The sequence below is a fragment of the Salinivibrio proteolyticus genome (assembly GCF_027286365.1).
GTDB classification, from domain to species: Bacteria; Pseudomonadota; Gammaproteobacteria; order Enterobacterales; family Vibrionaceae; genus Salinivibrio; species Salinivibrio proteolyticus.
This window is the reverse complement of record NZ_CP114585.1, coordinates 570,959-591,032: the sequence shown is the minus strand read 5'-3', so window position 1 is coordinate 591,032 and position 20,074 is coordinate 570,959. Positions and strand designations below refer to the sequence as shown.

Sequence of the window (20,074 nt, the reverse complement as noted above, 5' to 3'; positions counted from 1 at the left end):
GGGAGGCAGGGTTTTCGGTGTTGCGAAATAACGCGTGTGAGCTCTATTTAATATTGACCACCATCTTGCCGAAGTTGCGGCCTTCGAGTACATCAATCAGTGCTTGCGGCGCTTTCTCAAAGCCATCCACCGCGTGTTCACGATAATGGATTTGGCCTTCGCCAACCCATTTAGCCATGTCGTGAGCGAACTCTGGGTAACGGTGCGCATAGTCATCAAAAATGATGAAACCTTTCACGGTTAGGCGCTTGACCAAGATGGTGCCCATTAGTTGCGAAAGACGGTCAGGGCCTTCTGGCAGGGCGGTGTTGTTGTATTGAGATACCAAGCCACACACGGGAATACGTGCGCCGGTATTAAGCAGTGGCATCACTGCATCAAATACTTTGCCGCCGACGTTTTCAAAGTACACATCAATGCCTTGCGGGCAGGCTTCGGCAAGCTGCTCGGCAAAGTTGTCCGCTTTATGATCGATACAGGCATCGACACTGAGGTGTTCACGGGCGTACTGGCATTTGTCTTCGCCACCGGCAATCGCGACTACGCGGCAGCCTTTTAGTTTACCAATCTGTGCGACAGTCGCACCGACTGGGCCAGTGGCCGCGGCGACGACAAGGGTATCGCCTTCTTTTGGTTGGCCAATATCTAACAAGCCCATGTAGGCGGTGAAGCCGGGCATCCCCAAGATCCCAAGCGCGTATGAAACCGGTGCGAGGTCAGGGTTAAGTTTAAGCAGGGTATCGCCATCGACCACGGAGTGGGTTTCCCAACCTTTGTAGGCCAATACCCAATCACCCGCCTGGTAATCGGCGTGGTTAGATTCCAACACTTTACCTACGGTGGCACCGACCATCAGGCCATCAATCGCCACAGGTTCTGCGTACGATTTGGCATCACTCATTCGACCGCGCATGTAAGGGTCAATCGATAGGTGATGGTTTTCAATCAGTACATCCTTGTTACCCAGAGCGGGAATGGCGACTTCTTCTAAGCGAAAATTCTCGGCAGTGGGTGCGCCAACTGGGCGTGATGCGAGAACAAAACGTTGATTTGTTAATGCTGACATGGATTCCTCCCTTGAAGATGGGAAAAGAGGCGGCTAGATCAGCGCGCCTCATCATGAAATAAAACGGCGATTACAGCGCGGCTTGAAGCACGCGGCGGCAAACGTCCGGCGTCACATCGCCATGTTCACCGAGTTGGGTCATGCCGTGTTGAGTCAGGCTTTCAATCAAGGGCTCAATCGCGGTTTCATCCAGATCGTAATCGCTCATGCGTGTTTTCACGTTCATGCGCTCGAAAAAGTCGCGTGTTTTCTCAATCGCTAGTTGCGCTTTTTCGGCGTCGCTGCCTTGGTCAATATGCCAAACACGTTCAGCAAATTGTGCGAGCTTGGCTTGTTTTTGCTCAAACTTCTCATTGAGCATTGCTGGCAGCACCACGGCAAGGGTTTGTGCGTGATCCAAACCATGCAGGGCGGTCAGTTCGTGACCCAGCATATGGGTTGACCAATCTTGCGGTACACCCACGCCAATCAAGCCGTTAAGCGCTAAGGTGGCTGTCCACATCAAACTTGCACGTACGTTGTAGTCTTCTGGTGTTTCCAGCGCTTGTGGGCCAAGCTCGACGAGGGTTTGTAGTAGGCCTTCGGCGAATCGGTCTTGTACCGGCGCATTGGCTGGGTAGGTCAGGTATTGCTCCACGACATGAACAAACGCATCGACCACGCCGTTACCCACTTGGCGAATCGGTAGGGTGTAGGTTTTCACTGGATCCAATACCGAGAACTGCGGGAAGACTAGCTCGCTCATAAACGGTAGTTTTGCTTGCATTGACTCGCGAGTCACTACCGAGCCTTTGTTCATCTCAGAGCCGGTTGCTGGCAAGGTGAGTACGGTGCCAAATGGCAGTGCCGCTTCTACTTTACCGCCCATGCTGGTGAGAATGTCCCACGCGTCGCCGTCATATTTCGCGGCTGCGGCAACGAACTTGGTGCCATCGATCACTGAGCCGCCGCCCACGGCGAGAAGGTAGTCATAGCCTTCAGCGCTTACTTTCTCGACCGCTTTCATCAAGGTTTCAAAGCGTGGGTTGGGTTCAATACCACCAAACAGGCCAAACTGACGCTGACCCAATGCTTGTTCTACTTCATCCAAGGTGCCTGTTTTTCGTGCACTTTGGCCGCCGAATAACACGAGTACTTTGGCATCGGCCGGGATGAGCCGATCCAGCTCGGCAATCTTACCTTCGCCAAAAACGATACGTGTGGGATTGTAGAACTCAAAGTTGTTCATTGCTCATCCTTCCTTTTGTTGTGCTTGATGGTATCAAGCGTCTATTTAAATTAGACCGGTCGTCTAGAAGGTGCCGGTTAAAAACCCGCCTTGGCGGGTTTCGGGTTGATGGTGGGTTGATAACTTGTGTTACCGCCACGCATCAATGTTCAGTTGTTGGTTACTGACGTGCTGTATAGAGCACAACAGGATTAATCGATCAGCCCGAGCTTTTCTTCAGTGATGGTCATCGCTTGAGTGAGATGACTGTCGTTACGATGCAGCTTAGTCAGTAAGCTTGCGCCGAGCCACAATTGATATAAAGTTGTCGCGGTGGTCAGCGCCGCTTGGCTATTAAACTGATCGCTGGCTTGAGCGAGCGTAGTCGCCAAGCAACCAATCAGTTGATCGGTGCCATCACGCAGTGCCAGCCGCATTGGCTCAGATAAGTCCGCAACTTCTGCACTCAGCTTGACGACCAAACACGTTTGCACCGGATCCAAACTACAGTATTGTGCTTGCCAGCGACTGAAGTAGCTGTGCACACGTGCAATGGGAGAGAGCGAGTTATCTGTCAGTAAGCGATTCACATCCGCAATGTAGCAAGCAAAATAGTGGTCTAACACGGCTTGGCCGAATTGTTCTTTCGACGCAAAGTAGTGATAAAAAGACCCTTTGGGTACGCCCGCTTGTTTGAGGATGGCGCTTAGGCCAACGCCGCTAAAACCAAATTGTGCCATGACGCTCACGCCCGTTTCCAACAGGTGCTGGTGGGTCGCGTTATGACTGGTCGTTTCATGAGTGCTGCTCGATTTCATGTCGATTAGCATAATCAAGATTAGACCGGTCGTCTAGTGATGAAAGAACATTTTTATTTTTGGTGTCGAATGGCGGCATAAATTGGGCCGGTATGCTGTGCGAAATCGCAGTTTATGTCGGATTTATTACAGTGTTCACAGTTTATACGTCATGCAGTGGCGCGGGAGCAAAACTGTGCTTTACTCAAAATGTCAGCCGAGCTGACACACAATTTGGTAAATGATCAGCGCGCAGTGACGCGCCAAAAAGAGTGAAGTCCCCGTTGATGTCAGGAACCCATGACGACACCTTGTTTGCCGCCAGCCAGGCATTTGAACACAAGACCATGCGGTTAGGACGCTCAACATAGTGAGCAAGCGGGGCAGTGCAACAACAAGTTTCATTGACCAACGACCAACAAAGGAATCCATCCGCTAAGCCGCTCAATTGAGCGGCTTTTTATTATGCTGGGCTGCCGAAAGGATACCCAACTGTTTCGCAAGCACACTTCCTCTCATAGCAAGCTTTCCCGACGTCGCAGTGAGTTACTCTGTTGAGCAAACGTGAACAAGGTTGCTTTCTGCAAGTATTTGTAATAAGAATAGAGATAACTTGATTTTCAACACTTTACGTTTACGACAGAAGGGTGGCGGTGTGTCCATTCCCCATTAAGTAGACGAGCAATGCCCTACAAAGGTGTTCGGGCTGACAGTTGAATCATCGCGCTTCAGCGCTCATCTCGAGTGCTTATTAAGTTCCGCACTGTTCGTGCTATTGCTGAACGAGTGCGATAACCATAGCGATAAATATCGTTCATTAATCTGATAGGAGAGGTGTTCGATGCACAATAAAAGTAGACGTTTGTGGTATTACTACAAATCAAAAACGGATAAAGCACGTAGCGTCAAAACGCGCAGTTAATTTGTCCAACCGTAAGCAACAAGGCAACCATAGGGTTGCCTTTTGTGTTTTTGGGACGGGGTAATGTCTTGAACAGAGGCTTTGCTCGATAAATGTGCAGAAAATTTGCTAAGCTGTTGTGCATTGAAGAATTTTTATTCTAACCTTATTTACAGGTAGATAGATAAAGAGACTCACGAACCCTGTCTAGGGTCGCAGGGAGGTGTTATGAATGTACTATCTTGTCAGCACGTTAAAGCGCTTATCGATCAAACCATTACTTTGATTGATGGCACAGACACGGAATATGCGATGACCCTAATCCGTATTGATGAGCATGAGGGCAACGGTGAAACCATTGACGATCAATTGGTGGAAAACTTTAGCTTAGTGTTGAAAGGCCCAGAGGATACCCGCTTCCCACAAGGTAATTACTTGCTCTCGCACCCCGATCTCGGCGAGCAAATCTTGCACATGTTACCGGCGGCAGAGGATACCTACACGATTACCATTAACACCCGTGCATAGTGAATCGTTCATTCAACAAGAGGGGTCCCTCGCACCCTCCTTTCCCGACTCTTCAATCATCTATTACTCACTGCGCCTCGCAAAACTGATTAAATAACGACCAATCAAGGGGTTATTTGCACCTTCCCGTAGCTTAGTAGCACGAAATAAGTAGAATAGAGCCGTTAAGCTAGCAGTATGGAGGTAGCATGTTTGCCTGGCTGAGTGGCTTATTCGAAAAAGAACAACTGCAGTCAGTTGTCTGGGTTCGGGACATCATGGCCAGTAACCGCAAAGGCAGTTACGCCAAGTACAAGAACTATTACGACCGCCACGTTAATCGCATTTTAAAAAATTATCACAAGGATTTTCTCCGCTTTGAAAAGTTTGCGGCACGCAATTATAAGTACAGTGACCAATCTGTGTTTATGGCGATTAAAACCGCAAGTTATGCCTTTCAACTTGGACAGCTCAAGGTTGCAGCCTGTATTACTGCAGCCGTGATATCAAAGTGTAATCGCGAAAAGCAAACCGATACGCAGGTTCACCCCAAGTTGTATCGTGCTGCAGTGACACTGCATAAGAAGATCTTGGAAACCGGCAAGTCATCGCGTAAGGCGTCAGACAAAGAGCCGGCTTAGCGGGTCGAATTTTGCGCAGTTAATAAAAATGTCATAAACCTATTCAGCCCGCACCACGGCTGAATAGGTGATGTATGTCACGTTTTTATCGTTAGTGTTCGATGCAATTTATGCTGGTCATTCGTTCGCCACACTGATAGAGTGCCGCCCCTCACACACCTTGTGAGCGAACTAATGCTTAAATCTACACAAAATAACGATCGACTTGTTGCCGTCTTTACTATCGGCTTTGTCGCTCTCTTCCTTGCCTTTGCCCTGTTTGACCTCGAACATTTTTCCACTGTGATTCAGTCGCTGTTTGCTGAATCTGCCAACCTTTTTGGTTACTGGTGGCAGTGGCTGATGGTGATCAATTTCGTGCTGGCGCTAGCCATTGGCGGCAGTAAATTTGGTAAGTTGAAACTGGGCGCCACCGATACCGTCTCAATGAGCCGTTTCCGCTGGGTTGCGATGATCATGTGTACGCTGCTTGCGGGCGGCGGTGTTTTTTGGTCAGCGGCTGAACCCATCTACCACTTTATGACGCCACCTCCGGCGCTAGGCGAGATGGAAGCCGGCGCGATGCAAACGGTCGCCCCTGCGTTAAGCCAAAGCTTCTTCCACTGGGGCTTTTTAGCTTGGGCAGTGTTGGGTACCTTGGCGACCATCGTGCTGATGTATGCCCACCACCAAGCAGGCGTGCGTCTGCGTCCTCGTGCGCTGCTATACCCGTTGCTTGGTGACAAGCTAGAAAATCACTGGCTAGGCTCTGTGATTGATGCGTGTTCTATCATTGCCGTTGCGGCGGGCACCATTGGTCCGATTGGCTTCCTTGCCACCCAGTTGGGTTACAGCTTGGAAAGCTTTGTCGGTATCGAGAACACCATGTCGATGCAAATGCTTATCTTGGCCGCGGTCGTGGCGATTTACTCTATTTCTGCCTTTACGGGAATGGATAAAGGTCTGCAATGGTTAAGCCGGATGAATGTGATTGGTGCGGCTGTACTGCTTGCTGTTGTGATCGTACTGGGTCCAACGGGTTTTATTTTTGAGCAGTTTGGTGCTGGCTTTGGCTATTACCTCAACAACATGCACACGCTGGCACTCAACACCGATAACGGCAGCTGGAATGCATGGTGGACATGGTTCTTCTGGGGCTGGTTCATTGGTTTTGCACCCATGATGGCCATCTTTATTGCACGCATCTCGAAAGGCCGTTCTATTCGTGAACTGATCTTTGCTGTTGCGATTTGTGCACCGATTGCGACTAACTTCTGGTTCTCGGTACTCGGCGGTACGGGTATCTTTTATGAGTTGCAGTCTCCGGGTAGCATTTCCGGCCCGATGGCGGACGCGGGTTTGCCGGCGATCTTGATTGCATCGCTATCCCAATTGCCGTACAGCGTGGTATTGATCCCAGCCTTTATGCTGTTGACCACCACCTTTGTGGCGACCACAGGTGACTCCATGGCGTATTCCATTGCGATGGCTGTCTCTGGTGACAATCAACCGACACGCGCGCATCGCCTATTCTGGGCGATTGTCATGGGCGTGGTAGCCGGAGTGCTCTTGCTGGCCGGTGAAGGCGGCTTGAATGCGTTGCAGTCGTTCATCGTGATTACAGCTGTGCCTGTCTCTTTCTTGATTGCGTTTACTTTCATTACCGGCCCAATAGCGGTGATGCGAATGCAAAAAGAGAAAGAAGCGAATCTTGCGCTAGAGCCTGCGACAGCAAGCTAAGCGTGGTATACGCAATTGATAGAAAAGCGCCGATTATCGGCGCTTTTTTTTACGTTTAGCGGTGGTGACACTCTGTTACTTCGGCTGCCATTGACCGCTGGTGACGAGTTTATCCATCACCTTATCGACCGCGACTTTTGCTTTGGCAACAATTTCATCAACTTCGTTGGGTGTCACCACTAAAGGTGGCGCAAAGCCGAGAATATCGCCGTGTGGCATCGCACGGGCAATTAAGCCTTGCTCCAAGCACGCGGCAGCAACTTGTGGTCCCACTTTCATGTTGGGGTCAAAGTGGCTACGATTGGCGCGATCGGGCGAGAATTCGAGCGCATGGAGCAAACCAATCCCGCGGCTATCGCCAACCAGTGGGTGGTCCGCAAAAGCGGCCTGCATCTTCATTTGCAGGTATTCACCTGTGGTTGCAGCATTTTGGGTGAGGTTTTCGCGCTCGATGATGTCTAAGTTACATAGCGCGGCGGCTGCGCCCAGTGGATGTCCAGAGTAGGTGTACCCGTGACCAATGGCCCCCCATGCATCGGTACCGTCTTCCAGCACATCCCACACCTTGTGACCGATCATCACCCCAGACAGAGGCTGATAAGCGGAGGTTAACCCTTTGGCAACGGTGATCAGATCAGGCTTCATATCGTAGTAAATCGAGCCAAAATCACTACCAATACGGCCAAAGCCACACACCACTTCATCGGCGATCAGCAGAACGTCGTACTTATCCAGGACCTTGCGAATCGCGGTCCAGTAACCTTCTGGTGGCGGTACGATCCCTCCGGTGCCAAGCACGGGTTCGGCAATCATCGCGGCGACGGTATCAGAGCCCTCTGCAAGGATCATTTTCTCGAGTTCATCGGCACAATGTTGTGCAAACTCAGGCTCGGTCATGCCGCTATCTTCACGACGATAATAGTAGGGTGCCATGGTGTGTTTGATACGCTCTATGGGCAGATCAAAATGTGCATGGAACAAGGGAAGCCCTGTTAACGACCCGGATGCGATACTGGAACCGTGATAGCCGCGATCGCGAGAAATGATTTTCTTTTTCTCGGGTTTGCCGCGAGCGTTGTTGTAGTACCACACCAGCTTGATTTGTGATTCATTGGCGTCACTGCCTGACATCCCGTAATACACCTTGCTCATGCCCGGCGCCATCTTGATAAGTCGCTCAGACAAGGTCACCAGCGCTTCGTTGGTGTGGCCCACATAGGTGTGATAGTACGCGAGCTTTTTGGCTTGCTCGTAAATGGCCTCGGCCATTTCTTCGCGGCCGTAACCAATGTTCACGCAATACAAGCCCGCAAACCCGTCAATCAGCTCAATACCTTCTGAGTCAGTGATACGAATCCCTTTACCTGTCTCAATCACTCGGCCAGGCATTTCGCCGTGGGCGTACTGCTTCAAGTGTGTTGATGCGTGGAAGACGGTGTTTCTGTCTTTTTCCAACAAAGCTTTCGTTTCTGGACGCATGATCAGTCTCCTTATCCTTACGCAAACCTTAATTAGCTGCCGCTCACGGTGGGCAGGCCACCCAAACAGTAGTATTTAATTTCACTAAACTCGTCGATACCGTAACGGCTCCCTTCACGGCCTAAGCCTGATTGTTTGACACCGCCAAAGGGAATGGGATGTCCGGTCATTTTCACTGAATTGACGCTTACCATGCCGACTTCAAGACCGCGCAGACAGCGCCAAATATCACGAATGTCATTGCCGTAGACATAGGCGGCTAAGCCGTATTCGGTGTCGTTGCCCATGGCAATGGCTTGGTCGAGATCATCATAGGCAATGACCACGGCCACAGGGCAAAAGGTTTCTTCTTGATACACCAACATATCGGGTGTCACTTTGGTGACTAGGGTGGGTGCAAAGAAGTTTTCGCCGAGATTTGGGTTAAGCTTACCGCCAATCACGGTGGCACCTTTAGCGATGGCGTCATCTACCAAGGCTTGCGCTTTATCCACCGCGCGAGAGGAAATTAATGGGCCAATATCGGTGCTGGGCAACAAGCCGTTACCCACTTCAAGTTCGTCCATTAATGCGGCGAAGGCATCGACAAAGGCTTGGTACTTGTCACGTGGCACCAAGATTTTGTTTGCGGCGAGGCAGTCTTGTCCTGAGGTTTGGAATTTCGCATCGATGGCGGCACGTGCCGCTTGCTGAATATCCATGTCTGGCAGAACGATAAAGGGCGCATTGCCGCCAAGCTCCATGGCGCACTTTTTCACCGTGTGAGCACTTTGCTCGAGCAGCAGACGGCCGACACGGGTTGAGCCGGTAAAACTCATCGCTTTGACTTTGTCACTTTGGCACAGCTGAGTTGAAACCATTGGGGCATCACCCATGATCACGTTAAAGACACCGGCTGGGATCCCTGCGCGTTCCGCAAGCTCGGCCAATGCGAGGGCGGAGAAGGGCGTTTCTTCCGCGGGTTTAACGATAACGCTGCAGCCAATGGCGAGTGCGGCTGCCGCTTTGCGAGTGATCATTGCGCTGGGAAAATTCCACGGGGTGATCAAAGCGGCAACGCCAATGGGTTCACGCAAGGTCGCAAGGTGAGCGTTAGGAATATGGCTTGGCATAGTGTCGCCGTAAAAACGTTTTGCTTCTTCTGCAAACCAACGTATAAAAGACGCACCATAGGCAATTTCGCCTTGGGCTTCGCGAAGTGTTTTGCCTTGCTCGAGCACCATCAAATGCGCGAGATCGTGTTGGTTATCCATCACTAAGTCATGCCATTGCATTAAGCGTTCCGCACGGGTTTCGGCCGACTCCGCACGCCACAGATGAAACGCCGCTTGCGCATCGTCGATGGTTTGATTGACTTGTGCAGCGCTCAGCGAGGCGGTGTAGCCCAGAATTTCTCCTGTGGCAGGGTTCATCACGGGCGTATCGGCGTCGCCGTTCACCCACTTACCATTGCAGTAGGCGAGCTGTCGAAATAAACGCTGATCGTCGAGATACGCGAGTACATCTGAACTTGCTTTACCGGCCACGTCGTGACGCAGAGCATTTGCGGCGGTACCTGTGTAGTTAAGATCGCGTGATTGGAATACGGTCATACTCCCTCCTCATCGTAAAGCAGCGACGCTGCCTATCAGCGTTTGCCTTCATTTACTGTATGCAAAGTGCCCGCGACAGGTTTTCTGTTCGAACTGTCTAACGGCAAAATTTTTTCTGAAACGAGGGAAGGGCAGAAGAAAATTTTCTGGTGATAACAAAAACACCCATTGCGCGTGATAAATGGCGATATAGAAGACGCCGGTATTGAAAAATTAGGCGCACCAACCGCAGGGTGCGCCTAAGGAAGGAGTGATTACTGGTTTACATCGAGGGTGACGCCACTAAAGGCACGGTAGGCTCGAATGCCAATAAACACTTCATCGCCCGCGTTGACATCAAGGCTGCAGGTTTCATTGTTACCACTGGTGTAAGGGCGACAGCTAAACTGGTTGAGATCTGGCTTGGTGCCCTTTTCAACGTATAAATCCGCATCGCCGGTTCCGCCATACATACGAATGGTGGCAGTGCCCGCTTGCGGTGCGGTATATACGAAATGCTGCCAACTGCTGCTAGCGCCACTGAGATCGGTTTTAGGGTAGTCGTTGTCACTGCCCACCGTGAAACTTTTACTCGCAGAGCTGGTAAGGCCTTGATCATCGGTCACCGTGAGGGTGACGGAATAGGTGCCTGCGGTGCCGTACTGATGGGATGCAGTGACACCGCTACCTTGATAGCCATCACCGAAATCCCATTGATAGCTCACGATTTGCCCGTCTGTGTCGCTTGCACCGCTGGCATCAAACGCACAGCCAAGTGCAGTACATTGACCGTTGAAGACCGCCATAGGCGCGCCACCGGCTTGATGATCCCCTTGTGGTGGAACATTATTAAACTCACTGGCGACTTGCGGCCAGATCTTATCAATCCGTACCCCTTGGTTTTCACAACCACCAAAATGGTGGAGGGCAATCACGTTGCGGCTGCTGCTTGCCAGCACCGGAGAACCTGATGAACCGCCTGTGGTGTCACAGAAGTAACCCGCATCTGTATTTGTGCCTCGGCCATTGGTAGCTGCGACATCAATCTGGCAAATCCCACCATTGTTTTGGTCACTTTCAATGGCAAGCTCTTTCGGGTTACCGGCGCCGTGTTGAGGAATAAAGATGGTTTCGCCAACTTGTGGCATGCGTACATCAAGACCCATATAACCAAACTGGGCAATTCGCGCGAAGTCATTGACGCTGAACAGGGTGTAGTCGAGGGTATAATCGGTTTTGAGTAGCTGATCCCCTGTGACTTTAACGATGTCACTGATGGTGCCGCTGCCACAACTTGGACGCTGATAATTAAACCATATTTCCGTGCTAGTCAGCTCAGACTGGCTTTCAACACAGTGATTGTTGGTGAACATATGATTATCAGGCCCTACGCGCCAGCCAGTACACAAGCCACTGCCATTCATAAGCAAGCGTGCGACAGGGCGACTGCGTTCATATTCCTCTGGATGGCTATCTTGCCAACATGCCACATCTTTACGCTCGTTGATTCCGCACGTCGATAGCGTGCCCACGTCTTGGGCTGCCTCCATCAGGTTTTCCGGATTGCCCGCTTGGTAACGATCGACACGTAGCGCATGCTGAGGTTGCCATTGGGTGCCTGTGGGAAGGACGAGCGTCACAATTGCGGTGTCGCCGTGGACGGACATGGCCGAAAACTGTGTCACACCGTCGTCACCCTGAGTGGAATTAAATGTGCGCTTGCCATTGGCTTGATTGCTATAGCGGTAGCTCTCAGTCCCATCGGCGCTTGTCACATCGACATAAGCGCCATCAGGCAGTGAAAACTGTGCGAAATGTACCTTGACGAAGGCGGCGTCTGCTTGATGTATTTTTATGCTGTTTTGATACGTTTCACCGAGTGCGGTAGCACGAAATGTTTTTGGAGGCGCTAAATCGGCTTGGAGACTGTACTGGCTTGCGATGTTAATGGGAGCGGGAGTTGGAAGTGTGTCTGCCGCTGATACGGGGAGCGCCATGCCGCTAAGAAGCGCAACGCTGACGGATAGCATAACTGACTTATTCATTATTATCCTCTATCTACAGTGAGTGAGTAAGACATCAATGTCTTCCCGATAGAGGCTAGTTAAGCCGACGTGAGTCGTGTAATCGCTATGTCTAGAATGATAGACTTATCAAGTAATCATGAAAAAGTTGCTTTTATGTTTCTAAAAAGTTAAACATTAGTCCGGAAAGACTCGCTAAATTATATTTTTATCAATAGTTATTGGCGGCGATATCCGGTGTTTCGAGTGGTAACGTCAACGCAGGGCGTTTGACTTGCTTGGTGACGATATAGGTGTAGTACTGTTTTATGCCTAAATTGTCAGTCAGCCAGTTATCGATAAGCCGTTGGTAGTAGTCTATATCGGTCACCCCAAGCCGAACAATATAGTCTATCCCCCCACCTGTGGCCCAGCACTCTTTCACATCTTCACAGGCTTGCATGGCGCGCTCAAAGCGTTGAAAGCTGTCAACATCGTGCTGACCAAGCGTGATTTCGACTAACACGGTATTTAACTTCACTACCGCATCAGGGTTAATCCGCGCGCCATAACCTTCAATGATCCCTGCTTGCTCGAGGCGTTTGACACGTTCCCAACATGGGCTGACCGATAAATTGATCGCTTGGGCAAGGTTAGACTTGGTGATCCTTCCATCTTGCTGGAGGATTTGAAGGATTTTTATATCAAATTTGTCTAACTTCATGGCACCTCCACTAAACAGGCTCAGCAATGACGGCAAAGGTATCGCCCATGTAAATACGACCGAGGTGGCGCTTAGCCAGCAAAATGCCATCACGCTCGGCATAGTAAGGGACGGGCTCTGTTCCTGTCCGTTCGATGTTATGCACTTTGCCGATCAAATCACCACGTTTGATGGGATCGCCGAGGTGAACACAGAATTCAATGATGCCGGCATGTTCGCTTTGGACGTAACAATGCTTGTCAGGCAACTCCAGTGCGATGGGAGGTACACGGGGATGGCGATAGTCGTCTTGCAACACGCCAGAAAAGACCAAGAAATTATGAATACCACGCTGGGTGATTGCGATCGATTCCGGTGTGCTGGTGCCACCGCCACCTAACTCAGTGGTAACGAAAATCTTGCCTTGTTGCTCTACTGCGGTGTCGTACATGCTGGTGGCGTCCATCTCGGTGGTTTGCACTTGATAGGGAGCACCGAATAAGCGCGCGCCCTCTGCACAAGCTTCCGCTTGTTGTATATTTTCTAAACGGTGAGACGCGGCATAGGGAATAAGATCCAAGGTTTTTCCACCAGAATGGATATCAAGCGCAGTATCACACTGTGGGATTAAATACCGAGTGAAGTAATCCGCGATCTGCTCGGTGACGCTGCCAGTGGGCGAGCCGGGAAAGGCGCGATTCATATTGCCTTGATCCCAAGGTGATGTGCGCGTGCCTGCGGTTACTGCGGGTGCGTTCATCATGGGTAAGATAATCACTCTCCCTTTAATATCGCTTGGCATCAGTTGATGACAGGTATTGAGTAGCGCGGTGATACCTTCATATTCATCCCCATGATTACCGCCGGTCAGCAGTGCGGTTTTTCCCTCGCCGTTTTTGATCACGGTAATGGGGATGGTGACACAGCCCCAAGCAGACTGGTCGTGCGAGTGAGGCAGTTTTAGGAAGCCGTGCTGCACGCCATCGGCATGGAAATCGACGGTGGCTTCAATCGCGGTAGGTTCCATAACCTCTCCTTGTGATGTGTCTTGGCATGTTATACGGCTTGTCGCAGCAAAGTTTGATGTTAAATCATCACTTTATCAGTGTAGCCAAAAATACCCACTTGGCTGAATAGAAAAGGGCACAATGGCTGTGCCCTGATTGATTTTATCGATAGATGCCGCTAATGCTTGATAAAAAGCTGACGGGGCAAATCACACAGTGTTTGCGCACCATCTCGGGTGATCACAATGCTTTCTGTGGTTTCCATCCCCCAATCTTTCATCCACAATCCCGGCATAAAGTGGAACGTCATTCCCTCACGCAAAATGGTTTGATCGCTGGGGCGTAAGCTCATGGTGCGCTCTCCCCAATCGGGTGGGTAGCTCAGCCCAATCGGGTATCCACACCGTGCGCCTTCTCGGTCAAATCCATAGCGCAACAACGCATCATTGAGCGCATTGGCAATGTCGCCACAGGTATTACCGGGCTTGGCGACGGCGAGTCCAGCTTCAAGACCGGCTTGCAAAGCTTCATCCGCACGTAGGAACTCATAACCCGGTTCGCCCAAGAAAATGGTACGAGAGAGCGGACAATGATAACGACGATGTACGCCGGCAATTTCAAAAAAGGTGCCCTCTCCCCGTTTAAACGGACGATCATCCCATGTGAGATGAGGGGCGGCGGCATCACCACCAGAGGGTAGCATGGGGACGATGGCTGAGTAGTCACCGAAGTGACCGTCATGACCGACTACCGCATGCTTATTAATCTCGGCCACCAGTAGGTGTTTGGGTAAACCGGGTTCAATCATTTCAAAGGCCACACGATGCATGTTTTCTACAATGCGAGCGGCGGTGTGCATATAGGTTAGCTCTTGATCGGATTTCACCGCACGACACCAGTTGACCAACCCAGTCGCATCGACCAAGGTGGCCATCGGGAGATTTTCTTTTAATGATTCAAACGCGGTGGCACTGAAATAATAGTTGTCTTTCTCAACACCAATGCGTCCGCGATCCCAGTAACGCTCAGCGAGTACATAGTTAGACAAGTACTCCATAGGGTGGAGCGGGGGATTCATCACGTAGTGGTCAGGGTAATAAGTGATGCATTCTGCACTCATGTAGACAGTGCGTAATGCACCATTGGCGTCTTGAATGCGACCAAACCAAAGAGGGTCGCCTGTCGCGCCGATCACAACACATTGAGGCACATAAAATGACCAGCCATCGTAGCCTGTTAACCATGCCATGTTAGAAGGGTCATGGACCAACAAGGTATCGATCTCATGCTCTTCCATTGCATAGCGAACCTTCGCTAAACGGGCGCTGTATTCTTCGTATGAAAACTTCAATACAACGTCGCTCATACGCATGACTCCTGTCCAATACCACGACTGTGGCGCTACTAAAACGTACTACTGACCGGTAATCGAACTTGGATCAAAGGCGATTACCGGTACAGAAAGGTGCCGTTTTTCGGTCTTGTTATCGAACAAACGGAGGAGGCTCGCTTGTGTGTGCGGCTGTACATCTCTGATTTTCATTGTCTAATCTATTGACAATGGCGCACAGCTCTCCACAACAGGATAAGGTTTTGTTTCGCCTCTAGTTAAGAGTTACACCATAGAGTGAAATATCGTCAAGTTTTGTTAGAAACAATTTTGTCACTAAACTGCCAATTTGTGCGGACAGTTAAGTGTTGGAGCGAAACGAGAAGGTGTGGGAAGGGATGTCGACATACGCGGAAACAGATCATGAATAGTCTAGGTAACACGTTATCCTCAGGGCAAGATCACGAACGAATTTTGAGCAAAATAGATCAGTTTGACGATCACTTATCGCTGTGATCATATACTCCCTTTTTGACGGGAGTCCACGATGTCCATCGATGCTTTTTCTCAGTACTTTTCTGTTATCCAAGACACACGACAATCAGCCAAAGTTTCGTACCCTTTGTTCGATATCTTATTCCTAACGGTGTGCGCCACCATTGCTGGTATGGAGGGGTGGGAAGATATTGAAGACTTTGGCGAAGCACACCTTGATTGGCTGCAAGATAAAGGCTTGTTCCTTCAAGGCATTCCCGTTCATGACACGATTGCCAGAGTGGTTTCTTCCATCGAACCTGACCAGTTTCAGGACTGTTTTTTGAAATGGATGCAGGCCGTCAACGTGCACGCTAACGGCGCTCTGATTGCTATCGACGGGAAGGTGCTCCGTAGCTCCTATAACCGAGAAGATAGGCAATCCACTCTCCACATGGTCAGTGCCTTTGCGACAGCGAATGGCGTGGTAATGGGCCAGGTTAAGACTCTAGACAAGTCGAATGAAATCACAGCGATACCCGAACTCATCAACCTGTTGGACATCAAGGGATGCTTGGTTTCCATCGATGCTATGGGTTGCCAAACAGGTATCGCCAAGCAAGTTGTTGAGCAAGGTGGCGACTATTTACTCGCAGTCAAAGGCAATCAAAAAGGCTTGGAGAAAGCGGTTCAAAAAGCCCTGGCACCGTTAGTTAAAATAAGCCCAGAATGCGACATTGAGCACGGGCATGGACGCATCGAAGCACGCGAATATTACGTCATGCCAGCGCAGAAACTGGCAATAGATTTCCCGGATTGGCAAGCGCTTCAAACTGTCGGTGTTGCTATCAGCTATCGCATAGACTCAAAGGGGGAAGAATCACTGGAATATCGCTATTACATTAGTTCAGCGACACTGACACCGGAACGATTTGCCGAGGCAGTTCGTGGTCATTGGGAGATAGAAAACCGACTCCACTGGATTCTCGATGTGACCATGAATGAGGATGCGTGCCAAATTTATCGTGGTCATGCGGCGGAGATTCTCGCTGGCGTGCGTCACATGGCTCTTAATATGCTTCGGTTAGAGAGCAGCAAAAAGGCAAGTATTAGACGCAAGCAGAAGATGGCCTCGATGAATGTTTTTTATTTAGAGCAAGTTATACTGGCAGGAATCAAAGGGTTGACTGAAATTTGAGCATACGTAATCTCGCCCTGGCCCTGATCTTAACCGGATCGGGGCTTTTTATTCCTTAAGAAAACCGGCTATGAATAACCGACTTGTCAAAGCATGGGATGCTTTACACGTTTTTCTTGTGCTTAGGGTGACAAAATATACAGAGGTAAAGACCAATTGCTAAGGCAAAAAATTGTATGTAACTAGGCAGCTGGAGAGCGTCTACTATCTTGTCGTTGAAAAAAAGTATGTCTCCGGCATCGTAACCTCCTTTGACCTTGCCACCATAAAAAAATATCGACATATATTGACCTGCGCTAATGAGCATTAGTGCATACTTGGAAAAGAAAACTATTTTTTCGGACGGCAATGAATTAAATTTCTTTAAGAAATAAACAAGCACAATGGAAGTTAGCACGAAAACAGATTTTTCAATCACTTAGAAACCTCTCCATGCAAAGCATTAATAGTCAAACCGTCAGCAACAACTTCTGTAGCGAGAGAGCTCTTCTTCGCGGCTTGATAACCTCTCAGGTAATCCTCAGAGCTATATCGAAATAGCTTAAATCGTTTAGCATTTCTGCTCTTAGCCCAAGTCTGGGATGTGCCCTTTGATAGTATTTGATAAGCCTTGTCGGCATCTTTTACTGTGGTTGTTTTTGCTACCATTCCATAGCCCGACAAGGCCAAATCTACACCGTAGTAGGCCATGTTTCCATAGCTTTTAGGATATCCTGCAAATTCGGCGGCACCTTGATAAGCTTCACGAACCAAGCCAGTCGCATCTTCGTCGCCATCTACAAAATATTTACCGTTTTCATACATGTTGTTAAACCCATGAGCCACCAACAATGCGCCGATCGAGCATAATGATGCGGCAGAGTAAATACATATTGCTCCACCCGCGGCAACTTGCATGGCACCAGCAATAGTGCCTATTCCTTTTGAGGCAATTAACGAAGACTGCTCCATTAAGCTAGATTGCTCTCTTTTCATTTCGGTAAGAGCTTGCTCTTTGGTTTTCTTGCCCCGCTCAACGTCATTAACCAAGCACTGTTCAAACCGATCAATATCTCTGACGAATTGATTCTTCAAAACCCCACTTCGAATGTGACGATTAGCGAGGCTTGTAGCTTGCATGGTTAACCCTTTGCCAGCTTTTTTAACAACGGCAATGTCGTAAGACGAGGGCTTAGATCTTACTCCCATCGTTCGTAGCCTTGGGTACCAGTAATATTATGCTTCCAGACGATATCTTTATACCGAAGAGCAATATCCTCGGACATATCTTCATCGCCGGAAATAAGGACGTGAGGCTGGTTAAACGACAGGTGTGCGATAACGGCATCAACTAATTCAATGGTGTAGTAATTTTCGTTGTGGCCTTTATCATTGGTTCTGTAAAACCTTATCTCACACTGAATCTTTTCTTGCTTTGAAAAAGCAAGTCCAAGAAGAGGGGAGGCCTTATCGATCGGCTTTGTGATGGTTAAAGCACTGAGAGTTTTTCTGACTTGGTCCGCTTCTTTTTCTAGCGAGTAGTTGCAGGCTAAAACGGTTGCTTCGTCCGTATGTGAAATCTGCGCTTTTCGCCCGATAGAGTCATCGGTATTGCAACCTTGGGTGATACAGCCTTGCGTTTCTCCAATCATCTTTATGTATGCGGTATGGGCCACATTTTACTCCTAGCCTAGCTATTTATTCGCCGAATATATCAATTTTGATTGGACAGAAATAAAAGCAAAGGACTTTCTGGAATCAATCTCTCATTTGAGTGAGTGAATGTAGATTAATTGTAAAATCAAGGTGTTAAATTAGTTCATATTGAACTGTCTGAACGTGGTGGGTATTTCGGTGACAATATTCACTTAACAAACGGGAAAGAGATGAGGTGTGTGTAGTAATACAACCCTTAGACCAAGAGATCAATAATTTAAGCCATAATAGTTGAGTTCTTTAAACCCGTAGATAACCGCATAGAGGGCCTGTACTATGTGGTAGAATAGCATATCACAGGCCCTCATTAGATTATTGTTTTTTCAGCACGTACATGTCGGCCAAATCACCGTTGATACGCTCACCGTTCATGTCGAGCATGATGATTTGGTTCTCTGCCACGAAGAACTGATTGGGCGTGTCGGTTAGGCCTTGGAGGGTGACGATGGTACCCATGTCGCCCCAAGTGAAAGTCCCTTCCTCTTTTAGTGCCTCACCTTCTTTACCAAGATAGGTTTTAGTTAATACGTAGGTGTTATCGTCATTCAGCGTGAGGCTGGTTTCGATACCTTCACAATCTGCACAGGGGACGACACCTTGATACGTGCCATTCCAATCCAGTGATAGTTTTGCATTGTGGTGATCAACCATCTCGTTGACAGCGTCGCCTGCTGCATTAACCGCATTCTCGGCGCTATCCATCGCTTGTTCTGCGCCAGCTTGAACATTTTCTACTGCGCTTTCAACTTGCGTCTCGGTTGCTGGTTTGTCATTGGCTTGTTGCTCACAGCCCACTAAAACAGCGACAAGAGCGAGTGGTGCTAGTACAAATGCCTTTTTCATGATGACCTCTTTTGCATGTTAGATGCATGATTACTTTAAACGTGATGAGGGCGTTGCCCTTAATGGATGTACTCATTGTAGCGGCAGACAGGAGGGGGGTGTCATTGTTAAGCTAGGCTTAAGTCAATGTTATTCGATGAAAGTAAAGAAATCGTCAACTGATCAAAACTGGGATTTACTTCGTTAGTAACAAGGTTGCCGAATAGCAAAGCAGTCAATGAACGCGTCAAACAACAAGGAGCGATGATGCAACAACACAAAATTTTGATGGTGCTGACATCTCACGATGCCATGGGCGAGACGGGACACAAGACAGGCTTTTGGCTTGAAGAGTTCACCACCCCTTATTACGCGTTTAAAGATGCAGGGGCAACCGTTGTGGTTGCGAGCCCTAAAGGGGGAACGGCACCGATTGACCCAAACAGCGAAGCGGAAGATGCGCAATCAGACTCCACTCGACGCTTTGATGGCGATGCTGAGCTGCAAGATATGATTAATAACACCGTTAAGCTGAGCGATGTGAATGCGTACGAGTACGACGCGATTTTCTATCCCGGTGGTCATGGCCCATTGTGGGACTTAGCGGAAGATCCGACCTCCCGTCAGCTGATTGAGACTTTCTACTATCAGGGCAAACCCGTTGGTGCGGTATGCCACGGCCCTGCTGTGTTCCGCCATACACGTTCAGATCGTGACGAGCCACTGGTGAAAGGCAAACGGGTTACTGGTTTTACCAATAGCGAAGAAGCTGCCGTTGGCTTAACCGAGGTAGTCCCCTTTTTGGTCGAAGATATGCTCAAAGAAAACGGCGGTCTTTATGAAAAAGCGGATGACTTTACCTCGTATGTGGTTACTGATGGCAACTTGGTGACAGGGCAAAATCCGGTGTCGTCTGAAGCGTGTGTTAACGCGGTATTGGCGTTGTTAAAGTAA

Annotated in this window: 17 protein-coding genes; 5 read left to right on the top strand and 12 right to left on the bottom strand. The window is 49.4% G+C overall.

Annotated features, from left to right (window positions below):
* Window positions 1–43 precede the first annotated feature (43 nt).
* The 3 genes from N7E60_RS16635 to N7E60_RS16625 form a co-directional block, all read right to left on the bottom strand.
* Complete coding sequence (locus N7E60_RS16635; RefSeq protein ID WP_077639681.1) at window positions 44–1,066, bottom strand: NADP-dependent oxidoreductase; 1,023 nt, start codon at window positions 1,064–1,066, stop codon at window positions 44–46.
* A 70-nt stretch (window positions 1,067–1,136) separates the two neighbouring features.
* On the bottom strand, window positions 1,137–2,294 hold the full coding sequence (locus N7E60_RS16630; RefSeq protein ID WP_269598717.1) for an iron-containing alcohol dehydrogenase: 1,158 nt from the start codon (window positions 2,292–2,294) through the stop codon (window positions 1,137–1,139).
* Window positions 2,295–2,485: 191 nt separating this feature from the next.
* On the bottom strand, window positions 2,486–3,091 hold the full coding sequence (locus N7E60_RS16625) for a TetR/AcrR family transcriptional regulator (protein WP_269598716.1): 606 nt from the start codon (window positions 3,089–3,091) through the stop codon (window positions 2,486–2,488).
* Window positions 3,092–4,199: 1,108 nt separating this feature from the next.
* Between N7E60_RS16625 and N7E60_RS16620 the strand changes: the two genes are divergently transcribed.
* The 3 genes from N7E60_RS16620 (at window position 4,200) to N7E60_RS16610 (ending at window position 6,838) form a co-directional block, all read left to right on the top strand.
* Complete coding sequence (locus N7E60_RS16620) at window positions 4,200–4,499, top strand: DUF6916 family protein (protein ID WP_069587868.1); 300 nt, start codon at window positions 4,200–4,202, stop codon at window positions 4,497–4,499.
* Between the two features lie 188 nt (window positions 4,500–4,687).
* On the top strand, window positions 4,688–5,119 hold the full coding sequence (locus N7E60_RS16615; protein WP_269598715.1) for a hypothetical protein: 432 nt from the start codon (window positions 4,688–4,690) through the stop codon (window positions 5,117–5,119).
* A 174-nt stretch (window positions 5,120–5,293) separates the two neighbouring features.
* Entirely contained in the window at window positions 5,294–6,838 is a 1,545-nt protein-coding gene (locus N7E60_RS16610) for a BCCT family transporter (RefSeq protein ID WP_077457956.1), read from the top strand.
* Window positions 6,839–6,913: 75 nt separating this feature from the next.
* On the opposite strand, the gene N7E60_RS16605 is transcribed toward N7E60_RS16610, so the two are convergent.
* The 6 genes from N7E60_RS16605 to doeA all read right to left on the bottom strand — a co-directional run bounded on the left by N7E60_RS16605 (window position 6,914) and on the right by doeA (window position 14,967).
* On the bottom strand, window positions 6,914–8,317 hold the full coding sequence (locus N7E60_RS16605; protein ID WP_269598714.1) for an aspartate aminotransferase family protein: 1,404 nt from the start codon (window positions 8,315–8,317) through the stop codon (window positions 6,914–6,916).
* 32 nt (window positions 8,318–8,349) lie between these two features.
* Window positions 8,350–9,909, bottom strand: coding sequence for an NAD-dependent succinate-semialdehyde dehydrogenase (locus N7E60_RS16600; protein WP_269598713.1), 1,560 nt, complete (start codon window positions 9,907–9,909; stop codon window positions 8,350–8,352).
* Between the two features lie 254 nt (window positions 9,910–10,163).
* Window positions 10,164–11,933: a PKD domain-containing protein gene (locus tag N7E60_RS16595; protein ID WP_269598712.1), complete on the bottom strand. Its 1,770-nt coding sequence runs from the start codon at window positions 11,931–11,933 to the stop codon at window positions 10,164–10,166.
* A gap of 190 nt (window positions 11,934–12,123) precedes the next feature.
* Window positions 12,124–12,615, bottom strand: coding sequence for an Lrp/AsnC family transcriptional regulator (locus tag N7E60_RS16590; protein WP_069587859.1), 492 nt, complete (start codon window positions 12,613–12,615; stop codon window positions 12,124–12,126).
* A gap of 10 nt (window positions 12,616–12,625) precedes the next feature.
* Window positions 12,626–13,621: a N(2)-acetyl-L-2,4-diaminobutanoate deacetylase DoeB gene (gene doeB / locus N7E60_RS16585; RefSeq protein ID WP_269598711.1), complete on the bottom strand. Its 996-nt coding sequence runs from the start codon at window positions 13,619–13,621 to the stop codon at window positions 12,626–12,628.
* A 158-nt stretch (window positions 13,622–13,779) separates the two neighbouring features.
* Window positions 13,780–14,967 carry an ectoine hydrolase DoeA gene (doeA, locus tag N7E60_RS16580; RefSeq protein WP_077641416.1) on the bottom strand — a complete coding sequence of 396 codons (1,188 nt, stop codon included), beginning with the start codon at window positions 14,965–14,967 and terminating at the stop codon, window positions 13,780–13,782.
* 511 nt (window positions 14,968–15,478) lie between these two features.
* Here doeA and N7E60_RS16575 point away from each other — a divergent pair.
* On the top strand, window positions 15,479–16,603 hold the full coding sequence (locus tag N7E60_RS16575; protein WP_269598710.1) for an ISAs1 family transposase: 1,125 nt from the start codon (window positions 15,479–15,481) through the stop codon (window positions 16,601–16,603).
* Window positions 16,604–17,017: 414 nt separating this feature from the next.
* On the opposite strand, the gene N7E60_RS16570 is transcribed toward N7E60_RS16575, so the two are convergent.
* From N7E60_RS16570 to N7E60_RS16560, 3 genes are all read right to left on the bottom strand, one after another.
* Window positions 17,018–17,791 carry a DUF4225 domain-containing protein gene (locus N7E60_RS16570; RefSeq protein WP_269598709.1) on the bottom strand — a complete coding sequence of 258 codons (774 nt, stop codon included), beginning with the start codon at window positions 17,789–17,791 and terminating at the stop codon, window positions 17,018–17,020.
* Window positions 17,782–18,258 carry a type VI secretion system tube protein TssD gene (tssD, locus tag N7E60_RS16565; protein ID WP_077641411.1) on the bottom strand — a complete coding sequence of 159 codons (477 nt, stop codon included), beginning with the start codon at window positions 18,256–18,258 and terminating at the stop codon, window positions 17,782–17,784. The genes N7E60_RS16570 and tssD overlap by 10 nt, the downstream gene beginning before the upstream one ends.
* Window positions 18,259–18,610: 352 nt before the next feature.
* Window positions 18,611–19,141 carry a copper resistance protein NlpE gene (locus tag N7E60_RS16560; protein WP_269598708.1) on the bottom strand — a complete coding sequence of 177 codons (531 nt, stop codon included), beginning with the start codon at window positions 19,139–19,141 and terminating at the stop codon, window positions 18,611–18,613.
* A gap of 243 nt (window positions 19,142–19,384) precedes the next feature.
* On the opposite strand from N7E60_RS16560, the gene N7E60_RS16555 reads away from it, so the two are divergent.
* Window positions 19,385–20,074 (top strand): type 1 glutamine amidotransferase domain-containing protein, encoded by a 690-nt coding sequence (locus N7E60_RS16555; protein WP_269598707.1) that lies wholly within the window; start codon window positions 19,385–19,387, stop codon window positions 20,072–20,074.